Origin of the sequence: Pedobacter arcticus A12 (genome assembly GCF_000302595.1) — a bacterium.
GTDB lineage: Bacteria > Bacteroidota > Bacteroidia > Sphingobacteriales > Sphingobacteriaceae > Pseudopedobacter > Pseudopedobacter arcticus.
The window spans coordinates 391476-405934 of the sequence record NZ_JH947127.1 but is presented as its reverse complement, the minus strand read 5'-3'; the positions used below and the strand labels follow the sequence as shown (position 1 = coordinate 405934).

Below are 14459 nucleotides of genomic sequence, written 5' to 3'. Positions count from 1 at the left end.
TTAACCCTAATTTACCGCATTAACGATTGGAGTGACATCCTTTTTTTGTCCTTCGATTCCGGCTCAGGATGACAAAAAAAGATATAACGGAAAAGCGTGTTAAAATGCCCAAAAAACGCTCATAAAAAAAGTTGCCTCCATATTATGAAGACAACCTTTTTATAAATTAATTACAGTTTATTACTTTACTGTTGACATGTGTTGTAATAAATCGATGATTTTGTTTGAATAACCCCACTCGTTATCGTACCAAGCTACAACTTTAACAAAGTTATCATTCAATGCGATACCAGCACCAGCATCAAAGATAGAAGTACGTGGATCTCCTAAGAAATCGTTAGAAACAACTTGATCTTCAGTATAGCCTAAAATACCTTTTAACTCACCTTCAGAAGCATCTTTCATTGCTTTTTTGATTTGCTCGTAAGTAGCTGGTTTTTCTAAACGTACGGTTAAATCAACTACAGAAACATCTGGAGTTGGTACACGGAAGGCCATACCGGTTAATTTTCCTTTAATTGCTGGGATAACCAAGCCTACCGCTTTTGCAGCACCTGTAGAAGAAGGAATGATGTTCTGAGAAGCACCACGTCCACCTCTCCAGTCTTTTGCAGACGGACCATCAACTGTTTTTTGAGTTGCAGTTGTTGCGTGTACTGTAGTCATTAAGCCTTCGATAATACCAAAGTTATCCATTAATACTTTAGTGATAGGCGCTAAGCAATTTGTAGTACAAGATGCGTTAGAAACTATATTTTGATCTGCTTTTAATGTTTTGTGGTTTACGCCCATTACAAAAGTAGGGGTGTCATCTTTAGCAGGCGCACTCATTACTACTTTTTTAGCACCAGCATCGATGTGTTTTTGAGCAGTTTCTTGTGTTAAAAATAAACCTGTAGATTCGATGATGTATTCTGCACCAACTTCATCCCATTTAAGATTTGCTGGATCTCTTTCTGCAGTTACACGGATGGTTTTACCGTTTACTACTAAATGCCCGTCTTTAACTTCTACTGTTCCGTCAAAAATACCATGTGTAGAATCGTATTTTAACATGTACGCCATATAATCTGGCTCCACTAAATCATTTATTCCTACTACTTCTATATCACTTCTTTTTACTGCAGCTCTAAAAGCTAATCTTCCGATACGGCCAAAGCCGTTAATTCCAATTTTCATTTTGTTAATTTTTATTTGCGTAATAATTTAATAAATTATAGATAGGCTCTTTAATAACGGAGCGTATCTTTATTTGTTTTTCTTCGGCAACTTCTCTTAAAAAGTCTTGAAAAAATGCAGCTACTGTTCCAACGAAATATATGGGAAGGTTGCTGTCGTGTTTTTGACGGAGTGGGATTAGATAGGTGTCTATAAAAATCCTAAATCCATCTTTTATTACATTTTGTATGTATGGTGATGTTCTGTTTTCTATTAAAAAGCTGGTAAATGAATTCAAAAATAGGTTTGGATGCTGTAGTTTATAGATTTTGTCCATAATCAAGCGCCTGTCCAAGTCGTATTTTTTATCAAATGCTGCTCTTATTTCGATTGGCATGGTTTCGCTTAGGTAAGCTTTTAGGATGGTTTTTCCCATCCATGTAGCAGAACCTTCATCTGCAATGGCATAACCTAAGCCGTAATTGTTTTCGATTATTTTTTTACCATCGAACAATGCAATGTTAGATCCGCTCCCAATTACACAAACAATACCTGGTTTATCATCGCAACTTGCTTTTGCAGCGGCATCCAAATCATGCTCTACATAAACTTTGCTGAATTTAAAGAAATCGCTTAAGCCTTTTTTAATGATCTCTTTACGTTCTTTAGATGAAGCACCTGCACCAAAAAAATAAATTTTCTTTATTGCTTCTGCATTGTTAATGAGTTTTGTGTTTTTGTTTAATAGCTGATTGATGAATTTCTCATCGTTAAAAAAGGGATTGATGCCGTTTGTACGTACCTCTATCACTTCTTTTTTATCGACTAATCTCCAATTTGAATACCTGGAACCGCTATAAACAATTGCAATCATTAACTATGCTAATACTACTGACATTTCTAATAAATCTTCTTCTAACTTAAACTCATGTCCGCATAAAGCTTCTTTGATGTCTGTTAAAACGATTTGGTTTCCTCTTAACCCTACTGTTTTTCTGGATTCGCCCGCAACCAGCGCTTTTACCGCTGCAAAACCCATTCTGCTTCCTAAAACACGATCAAAGGCACTTGGACTGCCACCTCTTTGTAGGTGACCTAAGATAGTTACTTTTGTGTCGTAAAAATTGAAAACTTCTTTCACCTTTTTTGCTACGTTGAAAGCGCCTCCGCTTTTGTCTCCTTCTGATACAATAACAATTGCAGAAGATTTGTTTTTTGCAGCACCTGCCTTTAGTGTTTCAATTAATTCTTCAATACTGGTGTCTTTTTCTGGTAACATAATGGCTTCGGCTCCGGCTGCAATTCCTGCTCTTAATGCTAAGCATCCGGCGTCTCTTCCCATTACTTCAACAAAGAACAGGCGGGCATGAGATTCTGCTGTATCTCTGATTTTATCAATTGCCTCAATAACTGTGTTTGTGGCTGTATCAAAGCCTAAAGTATAATCAGAGCCGTACAAATCATTATCAATGGTGCCGGGTACGCCGATAACTTTAACATCATATTCTCTTGAAAAAAGCTCTATACCGTTAAAAGTTCCGTCTCCACCTATTGCAACCAATCCATCGATATTGTTTTTTTGTAGATTATCGTAAGCTAATTTTCTTCCTTCTGGGGTCTTAAAGTCTAAACAACGGGCGGTTTTTAATATTGTGCCTCCTAATTGAAGAATATTACTCACAGAATGGTGGTCCATGTCAACAATATTATTGTCGATCATTCCCTGGTACCCCTGGTTTATGCCCGCAACCTCAAGACCTAAATATTTGCTTGTTCTTACTACAGCTCTAATGCAAGGGTTCATTCCTGGTGCATCTCCTCCTGAGGTAAAAACAGCTATCTTTTTTATTTTTGACATATACTAAATGTGGCTCGAAATTTGGATTTACTAATATAAGGTGTATTTATTACACTAAGGAACTTTTTGTCAATTTTTTTTTTCAACTTTGCATTAAATTGCATTTAAATTATAGCTTTATAAAGTGGAAAACTTACCAGCACATTTTGATTCGCTTTTTACCGTAGATTGTATCATATTCGGCTTTGATGAGGGCGAACTCAAGATTCTATTGATAGAAAGAAACGAAGATCCTTTTAGGGGTTGGTTTGCATTGCCAGGCTATTTTGTTGAAAAAACAGAAGCTATTGAAAGTGCGGCTCAGCGTATTTTATATGAATCAACCGGGTTAAAGGGTATTTATATGGAGCAATTTTACACCTTTGGTGCTTTAGGAAGGCACCCACAAGGGCGTGTGATTACAGTTGCATATTACGCCATGATTAGATTGACCGGGCAAAAAGATGTGAAGCCAGTTAGTGACTTTGCCAGACAAGCGGTGTGGGTTAATGTAAAGGATATCCCTGAGTTGGCGTTTGACCACAGCCGTATTTTTAGAAAAGGTTTTGAGAAAATACGCAATAAGATAAGCTATCAGCCTATTGCTTTTGAGCTTTTGCCAGAAAAGTTTACCCTAACTCAATTGCAGAATTTATACGAGGTTATTTTAAATAAGAAGTTAGATAAACGAAACTTCCGTAAAAAAATGCTATCGTATGATATTTTAAAGGAGTTGGATGAAAAGCAGAAAGGCGTATCATATCGGGCGGCAAAGCTTTATAAGTTTGATAAACGTAAATTTGCCAAAAACTTTCATAAGGAGCTTTCTTTTACTAAATAGCATTTTTTGAACCGAACATAGGTAAGGTTAGGAGAATCCATCCCTTCAGTTGAACCTTATTTCTTAACGGTGATTGCTTTCCCTTCTGTTCCCGCATAAAAAACAATAATTTCTGCAGGTTCACTGCCTTTGTTTTCTCCGTAGTGATAGGTGTTTACCAGTTCAATGATGGTGTCGCCTGCTGTAAGTTCTAAAACGTTTCCCTTATCATCGCGTACGGTAAGAACGCCCTTTGTTAATATTCCGGCATTGATTGCCAAATGTTTATGCAGATCTAATTTTGCATGTACGGGGATTGTGATCTTTAGAATGGTTACCTTAGGTTGGCCGGTTGAGTAGGGCGGAAGCTGATCTCCGTTCCAGCTCCGGGTACTTTCTGCAAGTTTAGTTACTTGTATTTTGTCAGTGTGATTATCGTCCTGTGCAAACACAGTAAGTGTACACATAAACATGAGCACAGCTATAGAAATTATCTTCATTACATTTAAGTTTTGGTGTGGGAAATATCGGGTTATTTTTAAAATATTAAGCATAAAAAAAGAGCAGGTAAATAATTACCTGCTCTTTGTATTTCTAAAATAAGTTAAACTTATTTAGCGTCTTCTTTTTTCTTAGCGGCTTTTTTAGCATCACCTTCTAACTTATCTTTAAGTTGAGATAATACGTCTAAGTCTCCTAAAGTAGATTTCTCTACAGAATCCTTCACTTTTTTCACTGATGCACTTGCAGCACTAGCATCTTTTTTCTTAGATGCTCTTTCTTCAGCAACTTCTTCCGCTTTTGCTTCTTCCCAAATACGAGCATGAGAAACTACAATACGCTTAGAGTCTTTGTTGAATTCAATGATTTTAAAGTCAGCAGTTTCTTCTGCTTTTAATACAGTACCGTCTTGCTTAGCTAAGTGTTTTGTTGGAACAAATCCTTCAACACCGTAAGGTAAAGCAATAATTGCACCTTTATCGGTTACTTTAGTAACTGTACCTTCGTGGATAGAATCCAAAGTGAAGATTGTTTCAAAAGTTTCCCATGGGTTTTCTTCTAATTGCTTGTGACCTAAGCTTAGCTTGCGGTTTTCAACGTCTAATTCTAAAACTACAACGTCTAACTCTTCGCCAACTTTAGTAAACTCGTTAGGGTGGTTTACTTTTTTAGACCAAGAAAGATCAGAAATATGGATTAAACCATCAATTCCTTCTTCAATCTCAACAAACACACCAAAGTTAGTCATGTTCTTAACAGTAGCTTTGTGCTTGCTTCCGATAGGGTAGCTTGCAGCTGCCTTCTCCCAAGGATCTGGTGTTAATTGCTTAATACCTAAAGACATCTTACGGTCGTCTCTGTCTAAAGTTAAAACTACAGCGTTAACTTCGTCGCCAGTTTTCATAAACTCTTGTGGGTTACGCAAGTTTTGAGACCATGACATTTCAGATACGTGGATCAATCCTTCTACTCCAGGGATGATTTCTAAGAAAGCACCGTAATCTGCAACAGTAACGATTTTACCTTTTACGTTAGAACCAATCGCTAAATTAGTATCTAAAGATTCCCAAGGATGAGCAGAAAGTTGTTTTAGACCTAAAGCAATACGTTTTTTCTCGTCATCAAAGTCAAGAACAACAACGTTAACTTTCTCATCTAAAGATAATACTTCTCTTGGATGCTCAATACGTCCCCAAGAAATATCAGTGATGTGTAATAAACCATCAACTCCACCTAAATCGATAAATACACCGAAATCAGTAATGTTTTTAACAGTTCCTTCTAATACTTGTCCTTTTTCTAATTTAGAAACGATTTCAACCTTTTGGCTTTCTAAATCGTCCTCGATAAGAACTTTATGTGATACTACTACGTTTTTGAATTCGTGGTTGATTTTAACAACTTTGAATTCCATTGTTTTACCAACGTAAACATCGTAATCTCTAATTGGCTTAATGTCGATTTGAGATCCTGGAAGGAAAGCTTCAACACCAATAATATCTACAATTAATCCACCTTTAGTTCTGCTCTTTACAAAACCGTTAATGATTGTGTCATTTTCTAAGGCTTCATTAATCATTTCCCATGAACGCTGTGTTTTTGCTCTTTTACGAGATAAAACCAATTGTCCATTTTCATCTTCTCTTTGTTCAACGAAAACATCAACGCTGTCACCTTTTTTAAGGTCTGGCATATCACGGAATTCGTTTACAGCTACTAAACCATCAGATTTAAATCCGATGTTTAATACTACGTCTTTACTGTTGATAGTTACAACAACACCAGAAACGATTTCTCCTTTTGTAACAGAGTTGAAAGTACCTGAGTACATTTCTTCCATTTTTTCACGTTCAGCTTTACTGTAATTACCGAACATTTTTTCGTCTGCATCCCAATCAAAATCCTCAGGGTCAGCTACTTTCGACTTTGACTTAATGTCGTCGATAGATATAGAATCAGCTTCTGATTCAAATACCTCTTTTACTTTTTTCTCAGTGTCTTGAAGTTCTGCTTGTTTAGCTTCTAACTCCTTCTCTGCTACTTGTTTTTTTGCCATTAATTAATTTGTCTCCTTTTTCCCGCTTTTGCGGATTGCAAAGGTATAAATATATATTTTGAATAAAAAGCTTTTTGTTGTGTATTAATTGGAAATGAGGTTTTTAGTTGGCATTTTTTAGTTGGGTAGGCTTTAGATGGTTAGGTGGTTAGGGATTTGCGTGGTTATTCTCACTCTTTAAATATATCTAACCCAAGAGAGCGAAAAAATAAATCTATTTTCAAGCTTAATCCCTAAACCATCCCTTTTTAGCAAAATACCAGATCTGTCCAATGGCAATTAAACCCATTAAAATCAGAACATATACATAACCGTTATGTATGTAAAGTTCGGGCATGTTATGCTGTAATATTGCACCGGTTTTCGGGTCTTGGTAGGCGAAGTTCATCCCGTAAACACCAGCTATAAAGGTGATTGGGATAAAAACCGCCGAGATAATGGTTAAAGTTTTCATCACCTCATTCATTTTATTACTGATTAACGAGAGGTAGATATCTAGCAAACTGGTAGAAGTTTCTCGCATACTTTCAATTAAGTCGATAATCTGTATGCTGTGATCGTAGGCATCTCTAAGGTAAACACGTGTCTCTTCATTAACCAAAGGATTGGGCGAGCGAATCAGATCGTTCAGCTTATCGCGTTCGGGCCATGATGCTCTTCGCATCGCAATCATTAGCTTTTTTACGCCTTGTATCCTAAACATCAGCTGTTTTCTGGGTTTTTGATAAAGATGATCTTCTACCGTTTCAAGTTCATCGCCCAGTCGGTTTACTATGGTGAAATAATGATCAATTACGGTGTCCATAATAGCGTAAAGCATATAAGATGGACCCAATTTCCGGATGTTGCCCCCTGCATTTTTCCTGAGCCGATTTCTAACCGGGTCAAGTATATCGTCATAATCTTCCTGAAAACTGATAAGTAATTTCTCAAATAATAAAAAAGAAAGTTGCTCATTGTTAAGTTGCAAACCTTTGTCGAGCTCTAGCATCCGGCTTACCACAAAATTGTAATTGCCATAATCCTCGTTTTTTGGACGTTGGTGCGTATTTACCACATCCTCCATCACCAAAGTGTTTACATTATATTTTTTTTGGATAAAATCCAATACTTCTTGCGTTCCAAGTCCTTCAATATCAATCCAATGGAGATATTCTGGGCGTTTTTCGGTAAAAGCAACCGCTTCAGCGATGTTATTGGTCTCTAACTCTTCTAAGAGCTCTTCTTTGTAAGAAAACACATAAATCTTGCTAGGTAAAGCGGTTTCTTTAATCAAAAAACTTCCTGGAACTTGCCCCGGACTACCCGTTCTTTTGCGCCTAACCACATTAATTCGTGGTAAATGGATGTTTTTTAAAGGAAGTTTAATCATTCTTTAAAAGAATTTTGACGCTTGCGGGCCTTGGTTAAATAATAAATCTACAATACTTAAATTTTTTTGATAGCCGTATTTATCTTCAAAAACTTGAAAATACGGTTTGTTTTTATAATCTGAAGCTGTTTTCCAGTTTAAAGATCGTCGTAGATCAGTCAAGTTTTCGTGTTCTTTTTTATAAACCTCAGTAAACTGATATTTTATTGGGAGTTTAATAGCTTTTAAAATTACCTCCAGAAGCTCCACGTTATAATCAAATAAAAAATTGTACTTTTTATGATAGAAAGGATGGAAAACATCTTCATAGAACTCAAAATAAGATGAGCTTCTATAGCTTGTTTCTAAACTAAGCCAGTGAATACGTTGCCAATTATCTTCATTACTGATTTTAATATCTTTAAATGCTGTATGGTTATTGCTTCCTTTTTGAACAGGTACAGTAAGACTTAACTTGCCATTTGGGCCAGCAATAACGGTGCGGTTCCTGTTTGTTTGTTTAGGGTAGTTTTCGTGTTTTTCAATGATGATGGTGTTTTCTTTATGGTTTTGTAGATTTTTAAAAAATTCTACACTTGGAAGATAAAACAAAGGAAAGACTGCGCCTTTTTCCATTTCTAATTTTTTATGTTTGCAATTAAATATTGAACGAAATTAATGATAAATAAAGGGCTTTCTAAAGTAATCGTATTTTTTTTATACGCTTTATCGCTATTGCCTTTATCTATTTTGTATTTGTTTTCCGATGTGCTTTTTTACCTTTTATATTATGTAATTAAGTATCGTAAAGGGGTTGTTCGAGAAAATTTGCAGAATTCTTTTCCAGATAAAACCCTAGCTGAAATAAAGATAATAGAGAAAAAATACTTTAGTTATTTAACCGATTTGATATTTGAGATTATTAAAATGGTTTCGGCATCTCCACAATATTTGAGAAACAGGTATACTACCTCTAATATTGAATTAATAGAAAAATACGAGGCTAAAAACCAAAGCTATTTATTTGCAGTAGGGCATTACGGAAATTGGGAATGGAGTACCGTAGTAACGCCCTTATTGGTAAAAGCGAAAACTTTAATTATTTATAAACCCTTAAGTGATGAGTTTTTTAATAGTTTTTTTACCAGAATTAGAGAAAAAAGCGGTACTAAAATGATTAAAATGAGTTTGGCCATGCGGGAGATTATCAAACACAAAAACGAACTAACGGTTACTGTTTTTGCCGCCGACCAAACCCCTGCTAAAGTTGAGGTAAAGGAATATGTGAATTTTTTAAATCAACCAACGCCTATTTTTTTAGGTTTAGAGAAAATTGCGAAAAGCACAAATTATCCTGTTGTATTTTGTGATATTTCGAGGGTTAAAAGGGGATATTACCATTGTGATTTTAAGCTGGTTTGCGATAAACCATCGGAAACCAAAGAGTTAGAAATTACACATAAGCATGTGGAGATTTTAGAGGATAGGATAAATACAGAACCTACTTTTTGGCTTTGGTCGCACAAGCGTTGGAAGTATAAACCAGAATTTTAATGAAAGGACCAAGCGTAGCAGTCGTTATTTTAAATTGGAATGGTAAAATGTTCTTAGAGCAATTTTTACCGTCTGTTTTCAATTCATCCTACTATAATCTGCAGGTCGTGGTTGGCGATAACTACTCTACCGATGATTCTATTGCCTACCTTAAAGAAAACTTTCCTTTGGTAAAAGTTATCCAAAACGATGCTAATTATGGTTTTGCAGAAGGTTATAATAAAGTTCTAGAACAAGTAGAAGCAGATTATTTTGTGCTTTTAAATTCTGATGTAGAGGTACACTATAATTGGATAAAACCGGTAATAGATTTGATGGAAAGCGATGACAATATTGCTATCGCACAGCCTAAAATAAAATCAATAATCAATAGAAAAGAATTTGAATACGCTGGAGCCGCTGGTGGTTTTTTGGATGTGTTGATGTATCCTTTTTGTAGAGGAAGAATTTTTGGTGCTGTTGAAAAAGATAACAATCAGTATAATGATGATTGCGAGATTTTTTGGGCATCTGGATGTGCGCTGTTTATTAAATCGGCAATTTGGAAAAGAGTAAATGGCTTAGATGCAAACTTTTTTGCCCATATGGAAGAAATTGATTTGTGCTGGCGGGTTAAAAATTTGGGATACAAGGTGATGTATTGCGCCAAATCAACCGTTTGGCATGTTGGCGGTGGAACCTTAGCTGTGGAAAGCCCGCATAAAACTTATCTTAACTTTCGTAACAACTACTACCTCATTCGCAAAAACCTAAAGCCTAGCAAAGCTTTTTGGGTGATACCTTTTAGGTTTTGTTTAGATTTTCTGGCGCTGATCAAGTTTTTATTTGCTGGGAAGTTTAAGAACGCAATGGCGATATCAAAAGCACACAGGAATGTAATCCTAAGCTTTTTTTCTGATAAGATATCGTTTAATAAGGATATTTCTGAAAAGCCAAACACCACTGGTTTGTATAAAAATAGCATTGTTTGGGATTACTTTGTCCTTAACAATAAAACATTCAATAGATTAAGAAAATAAGCATTGACTTTAAATAAATCCGATACACTAATTATGGCCATTGCCACGGCTTTTATCGTGGCTAATATTTATTACTGCCAGCCATTAATTGTCTTAATAGCCAAAGAATTCAACATCAGCGCTGCACAAGCGGGGCATACATCTTACCTTACACAGGCAGGTTATGCCGTTGGCCTGTTGTTTCTGGTACCTTTGGGCGATATGTTCGAGCGTAAAAAGCAGATTGTATTTACCACTGTTCTGGCGGTGCTGGCACTCCTTATGGCAGCAACAGCCAAAAGTTTTATCATTTTAGAGGTAGCCTGCTTTTTGATTGGCTTTAGTTCTTGTGTACCCCAACTTATTTTACCGCTATCTGCTCACTTAGCTGCGCCAGCGCAACGGGGAAAAGTAGTGGGAATTATTATGAGCGGTTTGCTGGTAGGCATTTTAGCATCACGTACTTTAAGTGGTTTTATTGGTGAGATTTATGGTTGGCGAGTGATGTTTTACATTGCAGCAGTAATTTGTATTGCCATTATTCTTTTAATGCAATTACGCTTCCCCCAGAGCTTTCCGAATTTTAACGGCAATTATAAAAAGCTGATGGGCTCCATTACGTCCTTAGTTAAGCAAGAACCGGTTTTAAGAGAAGCTTCTGCCATTAACTTTTTTGTATTCATGATCTTTGGAAGCTTTTGGACCAATATGGTTTTGCTATTGGCCAATAATCCGTACGATTTTAAAAGCGATCAAATTGGTTTATTTGGATTGGTAGGGGTTGCTGGAGCCTTAACAGCACCTTTGGTAGGGAAACTGGGCGATAATGGTAATCCGAGAATTGCCGTGGGCTATGGCTTAGCCTTACTTTTTATCGCACAAGTGGTATTTTACTTTTTAGTACACAGCTCGGCTTTTTTATAGCGGGAATTATCTTGTTAGAAATGGGGCAACAAGCAGTGCATGTGAGTAATCAAACCAGGGTATACGCACTAGATGCTTCCGCCCGTAATAGGTTGAATACTGTTTTGATGACCATGAGTTTTATCGGAGCTGCTATGGGTTCGGCAATTGGTTTGGCATTATGGGACAATAAAGGTTGGGGCGCAATTTGCATTGCATCTGCAATAATGGCAGCTTCGGGTTTTGTTATTTATCTTTTTACTTATAAAAAAGAACGTATCGCTAGCTCGTAAGATTTTAGTCCGAAACCAGTTATAATTCCTTTACAGTTTTTGGCCATCATACTTTTGTGACGGAATTCTTCGCGATTATAAACGTTAGAAATATGCACTTCCACAACTGGAGTTTTGATACCTGCAATGGCATCGGCAATAGCTACAGAGGTATGTGTATAAGCACCTGCGTTCATTACCACGCCATCAAATAAAAATCCAACTTCATGAAGTTTATTGATGATTTCGCCCTCAACATTACTTTGAAAATAGCTAAGTTCAACCTCTGGAAACATTGTTTTTAAACTTTCGAAAAAGCTTTCAAAACCTTCATTGCCGTAAATTCCTGGTTCACGTTTCCCAAGTAAATTCAAATTCGGACCGTTGATAATTTGTATCTTCATGCGCTCAAACTTATCATTAAATTTTTAAAACAAAAAGTGGATTGGCAAATAGCAAAAAAAGGGTTTAAAAACTACCTAAAACTCGAGCGTTCTTTAGCTAAACATTCTGTTGATGCTTATCTGCATGATATTGATAAAGTATGTCAGTATTTAGAGGCTAATGATAAGCCATTGATGCCCTTACAGGTGCAAACCAAAGATTTAAAAGATATGTTGGTTTGGATAAATAATTTGGGAATGTTAGCAACCACCCAAGCCAGATTGATTAGCGGTGTTAAGGCTTTCTATAAATATTTAGTGATGGAGGATTTTTTGAAACAAAGTCCTGCCGAGCTGATTGAAGCCCCAAAAACCATCCGTAAACTTCCAGATGTATTAACAGTTTTAGAAATTGAAGAGCTGATTGGTGCTTTAGATTTAAGTAAGCCAGAAAACACCCGCAATAAAGCAATGCTGGAAACACTGTACAGCTGTGGACTTCGCGTAAGTGAGCTTATCGGTTTAAGATTATCTAACTTTTTCCCAGAAGATGAGTTTATCAAGATCACCGGAAAGGGAAACAAGGAACGATTGGTGCCCATAGGATCTACTGCAATTAAGAATATCGAAATTTATAGAGACACGGTTAGAAACAAACTGGATATTGTTAAAGGAAATGAAGATTTTATTTTTTTAAACCGGCGAGGAACCAAGCTTAGCCGAACAAGTGTTTTTACTTTGATTAAAGATTTAGCGCTAAAAATTGGTTTGCAAAAAGACATTAGTCCGCACACTTTTAGGCATTCTTTTGCTACACATTTGATAGAGGGTGGTGCAGACTTAAGAGCAGTTCAGGAAATGTTGGGACATGAAAGTATTACCACAACAGAAATTTACACCCATTTAGATCGGGATTTTTTAAAGCAGACCATTCAAGCTTTTCATCCGCGGAGTTGAGGTTTTCAGTAGAATTAGTTCTGCTTACTTAGTAGTCCACTGTTTTGGGAGTCCAATTTTCTTAAGCATCTGATTTGCCTTTTCAAGTTTCTCTGGAAACTGAATTTTTGAATCGAGCTTGTTTAAAGACTTGTCAACTTTTACTATAGGTGTTTTACGTTCTTTTAATTCTTCCGTTATTTTCATGAGTGAGGTATAAAAATATTAAATTTTCCTTCTGACCAAAAAGCCGTCATATTCCTTGCCAATCTCGAATTCTTTCCATTCACTTGCGGTTTCACCTAAAATCTCAAAATCAGATTGTATTTCCTTCAAGTATTTTGATATGCCCATTCTGTATAATCGAGTTCTCGCTTTTGTGCTTCCTGTAGCATATATCCACGATTTAGGATACTTGTCTGTGAATGCATATACAGTTGCAACAACCGTTGCTAAAACTTTTTCGCTGTCACCGTTATTGGATATTGCTTTATCGTCAATTTCTCCCGTTTGGAAATTCTTGTCGCCGAAAGCTAAATTATATAAACCTTTAAGATTTGTTTCTTGGTATCTTACTAACTTTGGGATCACGTTTTTATTGCTTTCACTAACAAATTCAAACGTCATCATTTTATCGCTTGATGCTAATGGATACTTGGGTAATTTAATCTAGAAGCCAAATAAGATTCGAGAACTAAAGTACGATTTTTTTATTTTACTAACTGTAATTTGTACGTAAATATGGTGGATTAAAACAGCCTATTCAAGCTTTTCATCCACGGAGTTGAGCTTTAATCATCCTGAAATTATCGTTCAAATCTTTAAACAGCGCTACTTCAAAGCCTTTTTGTTCAATTAACCCTTTGGTTTCATAAGCCAGGTTTTGGTTAATCTCGAAATATAAGGTTCCCCCGGTCTTTAAATTGCTCAACGCAAAATCACTGATTTTATCATAGAAAATCAGCGCTTCATGATCTGCTACAAAAAGCGCCAGATGAGGTTCGTTATTTAAAACCAAATCTTCCATATCCGCCTTTTCTTTCAGAGCGATATATGGCGGGTTGCTTACAATTACATCATAATTGGGATAACTGCTTTCAGCCAGATTCAAAGCATCATCGTTAAAGAAAGTAATGTTGGTTTTGTGCTTTTCTGCATTCTTTTTCGCAATAGCTAAGGCATCTAAACTCAAATCCAAAGCGCTTACATCCGCCTTTGGTAAATGGTGTTTTAAACTAATTGCGATGCAACCACTCCCTGTTCCTACGTCTAAAATATTAACAGTTTTATTTTTTTGTTCTGATAGGATGAGGTGAACAAGTTCTTCGGTTTCTGGCCGAGGAATGAGTACTTGCGGACTTACCCAAAACTGTAACCCGTAAAAATCTGTTTTGCCTAAAATATGTTGGATGGGTTTTAAGGCTTTCAGCTGATTGATGGCATTGTAAAAGAGAACTTCATCATCAGCACCTAAAGCAATACCATCTGTTAAAACTTGATTGAATTCTTGTTTTTTGAGATCAGCGATTAACAGTTTAAATAGGATGTCTAGCTCTCCATCTCTGTAAAGTGTGGCTAATTCAGTTTTGAATTTCTGTTTATATTCCATCGAAATCAAAGTTATTAAATCAATCTGTATCAACACGGGTAAAATTTCCATCATTTTAACGCAGAAGCAAAGCTACGTGAG

17 protein-coding genes are annotated in these 14459 nt (G+C 36.2%); 6 read left to right on the top strand and 11 right to left on the bottom strand.

Translation table 11 applies throughout. The annotated features are described in order from the left end of the window. Positions 1-180 precede the first annotated feature (180 nt). The 3 genes from gap to pfkA are packed head-to-tail and all read right to left on the bottom strand — an operon-like array spanning position 181 to position 3016. On the bottom strand, positions 181-1179 hold the full coding sequence (gap, locus tag B176_RS0113375) for a type I glyceraldehyde-3-phosphate dehydrogenase (RefSeq protein ID WP_017259328.1): 999 nt from the start codon (positions 1177-1179) through the stop codon (positions 181-183). 4 nt (positions 1180-1183) lie between these two features. Then, positions 1184-2032, bottom strand: coding sequence for a hypothetical protein (locus B176_RS0113370; RefSeq protein ID WP_017259327.1), 849 nt, complete (start codon positions 2030-2032; stop codon positions 1184-1186). Positions 2033-2035: 3 nt separating this feature from the next. Continuing rightward, a complete protein-coding gene (gene pfkA, locus B176_RS0113365; protein ID WP_017259326.1) occupies positions 2036-3016 on the bottom strand; it encodes a 6-phosphofructokinase in 981 nt (326 codons plus the stop codon). Positions 3017-3140: 124 nt separating this feature from the next. On the opposite strand from pfkA, the gene B176_RS19590 reads away from it, so the two are divergent. Beyond that, positions 3141-3836: an NUDIX hydrolase gene (locus B176_RS19590; protein ID WP_017259325.1), complete on the top strand. Its 696-nt coding sequence runs from the start codon at positions 3141-3143 to the stop codon at positions 3834-3836. A gap of 56 nt (positions 3837-3892) precedes the next feature. Here B176_RS19590 and B176_RS0113350 read toward each other — a convergent pair whose 3' ends face one another. The 4 genes from B176_RS0113350 to B176_RS0113335 all read right to left on the bottom strand — a co-directional run bounded on the left by B176_RS0113350 (position 3893) and on the right by B176_RS0113335 (position 8359). Further along, positions 3893-4315 carry a cupin domain-containing protein gene (locus B176_RS0113350; protein ID WP_026063339.1) on the bottom strand — a complete coding sequence of 141 codons (423 nt, stop codon included), beginning with the start codon at positions 4313-4315 and terminating at the stop codon, positions 3893-3895. Positions 4316-4425: 110 nt separating this feature from the next. Continuing rightward, positions 4426-6372 (bottom strand): 30S ribosomal protein S1, encoded by a 1947-nt coding sequence (gene rpsA, locus B176_RS0113345; protein WP_017259323.1) that lies wholly within the window; start codon positions 6370-6372, stop codon positions 4426-4428. A 226-nt stretch (positions 6373-6598) separates the two neighbouring features. Beyond that, positions 6599-7744: a magnesium/cobalt transporter CorA gene (gene corA / locus B176_RS0113340; protein ID WP_017259322.1), complete on the bottom strand. Its 1146-nt coding sequence runs from the start codon at positions 7742-7744 to the stop codon at positions 6599-6601. Positions 7745-7747: 3 nt separating this feature from the next. Continuing rightward, positions 7748-8359: a WbqC family protein gene (locus B176_RS0113335; RefSeq protein WP_017259321.1), complete on the bottom strand. Its 612-nt coding sequence runs from the start codon at positions 8357-8359 to the stop codon at positions 7748-7750. 42 nt (positions 8360-8401) lie between these two features. Here B176_RS0113335 and B176_RS0113330 point away from each other — a divergent pair, with 42 nt between their 5' ends. The 4 genes from B176_RS0113330 to B176_RS21440 are packed head-to-tail and all read left to right on the top strand — an operon-like array spanning position 8402 to position 11471. Beyond that, complete coding sequence (locus B176_RS0113330) at positions 8402-9277, top strand: lysophospholipid acyltransferase family protein (RefSeq protein WP_017259320.1); 876 nt, start codon at positions 8402-8404, stop codon at positions 9275-9277. After that, positions 9277-10296 carry a glycosyltransferase family 2 protein gene (locus B176_RS0113325; protein WP_017259319.1) on the top strand — a complete coding sequence of 340 codons (1020 nt, stop codon included), beginning with the start codon at positions 9277-9279 and terminating at the stop codon, positions 10294-10296. Before B176_RS0113330 ends, B176_RS0113325 begins: the two co-directional genes overlap by 1 nt. 3 nt (positions 10297-10299) lie before the next feature. Continuing rightward, positions 10300-11199 carry an MFS transporter gene (locus B176_RS19585; protein ID WP_237739832.1) on the top strand — a complete coding sequence of 300 codons (900 nt, stop codon included), beginning with the start codon at positions 10300-10302 and terminating at the stop codon, positions 11197-11199. A 20-nt stretch (positions 11200-11219) separates the two neighbouring features. Further along, positions 11220-11471 carry a hypothetical protein gene (locus B176_RS21440; RefSeq protein WP_237739831.1) on the top strand — a complete coding sequence of 84 codons (252 nt, stop codon included), beginning with the start codon at positions 11220-11222 and terminating at the stop codon, positions 11469-11471. Here the strand turns inward: B176_RS21440 and aroQ are convergent. Continuing rightward, a complete protein-coding gene (gene aroQ / locus B176_RS0113315; protein ID WP_017259318.1) occupies positions 11441-11854 on the bottom strand; it encodes a type II 3-dehydroquinate dehydratase in 414 nt (137 codons plus the stop codon). The genes B176_RS21440 and aroQ overlap by 31 nt on opposite strands. A gap of 36 nt (positions 11855-11890) precedes the next feature. Here aroQ and xerD point away from each other — a divergent pair, with 36 nt between their 5' ends. Beyond that, complete coding sequence (gene xerD, locus B176_RS0113310; RefSeq protein ID WP_026063338.1) at positions 11891-12790, top strand: site-specific tyrosine recombinase XerD; 900 nt, start codon at positions 11891-11893, stop codon at positions 12788-12790. Between the two features lie 24 nt (positions 12791-12814). Here xerD and B176_RS21185 read toward each other — a convergent pair whose 3' ends face one another. The 3 genes from B176_RS21185 to prmC all read right to left on the bottom strand — a co-directional run bounded on the left by B176_RS21185 (position 12815) and on the right by prmC (position 14432). Continuing rightward, a complete protein-coding gene (locus B176_RS21185; RefSeq protein WP_017259316.1) occupies positions 12815-12976 on the bottom strand; it encodes a hypothetical protein in 162 nt (53 codons plus the stop codon). 18 nt (positions 12977-12994) lie between these two features. Further along, positions 12995-13438, bottom strand: a complete 444-nt coding sequence (locus B176_RS0113300) for a DUF6934 family protein (RefSeq protein WP_026063337.1) — start codon at positions 13436-13438, stop codon at positions 12995-12997. A gap of 103 nt (positions 13439-13541) precedes the next feature. Next, positions 13542-14432 (bottom strand): peptide chain release factor N(5)-glutamine methyltransferase, encoded by an 891-nt coding sequence (gene prmC, locus B176_RS0113295; RefSeq protein WP_085997935.1) that lies wholly within the window; start codon positions 14430-14432, stop codon positions 13542-13544. Between the last annotated feature and the right edge of the window lie 27 nt (positions 14433-14459).

Coding starts and splice junctions, on each gene's coding strand:
- B176_RS0113370 (WP_017259327.1), bottom strand. CDS start 2,032: ATGATTGCAATTGTTTATAGCGGTTCCAGGTATTCAAATTGGAGATTA.
- gap (WP_017259328.1), bottom strand. CDS start 1,179: ATGAAAATTGGAATTAACGGCTTTGGCCGTATCGGAAGATTAGCTTTT.
- rpsA (WP_017259323.1), bottom strand. CDS start 6,372: ATGGCAAAAAAACAAGTAGCAGAGAAGGAGTTAGAAGCTAAACAAGCA.
- pfkA (WP_017259326.1), bottom strand. CDS start 3,016: ATGTCAAAAATAAAAAAGATAGCTGTTTTTACCTCAGGAGGAGATGCA.
- B176_RS21185 (WP_017259316.1), bottom strand. CDS start 12,976: ATGAAAATAACGGAAGAATTAAAAGAACGTAAAACACCTATAGTAAAA.
- prmC (WP_085997935.1), bottom strand. CDS start 14,432: ATGATGGAAATTTTACCCGTGTTGATACAGATTGATTTAATAACTTTG.
- corA (WP_017259322.1), bottom strand. CDS start 7,744: ATGATTAAACTTCCTTTAAAAAACATCCATTTACCACGAATTAATGTG.
- B176_RS0113325 (WP_017259319.1), top strand. CDS start 9,277: ATGAAAGGACCAAGCGTAGCAGTCGTTATTTTAAATTGGAATGGTAAA.
- B176_RS0113335 (WP_017259321.1), bottom strand. CDS start 8,359: ATGGAAAAAGGCGCAGTCTTTCCTTTGTTTTATCTTCCAAGTGTAGAA.
- B176_RS0113350 (WP_026063339.1), bottom strand. CDS start 4,315: ATGAAGATAATTTCTATAGCTGTGCTCATGTTTATGTGTACACTTACT.
- aroQ (WP_017259318.1), bottom strand. CDS start 11,854: ATGAAGATACAAATTATCAACGGTCCGAATTTGAATTTACTTGGGAAA.
- B176_RS21440 (WP_237739831.1), top strand. CDS start 11,220: ATGGGGCAACAAGCAGTGCATGTGAGTAATCAAACCAGGGTATACGCA.
- B176_RS0113330 (WP_017259320.1), top strand. CDS start 8,402: ATGATAAATAAAGGGCTTTCTAAAGTAATCGTATTTTTTTTATACGCT.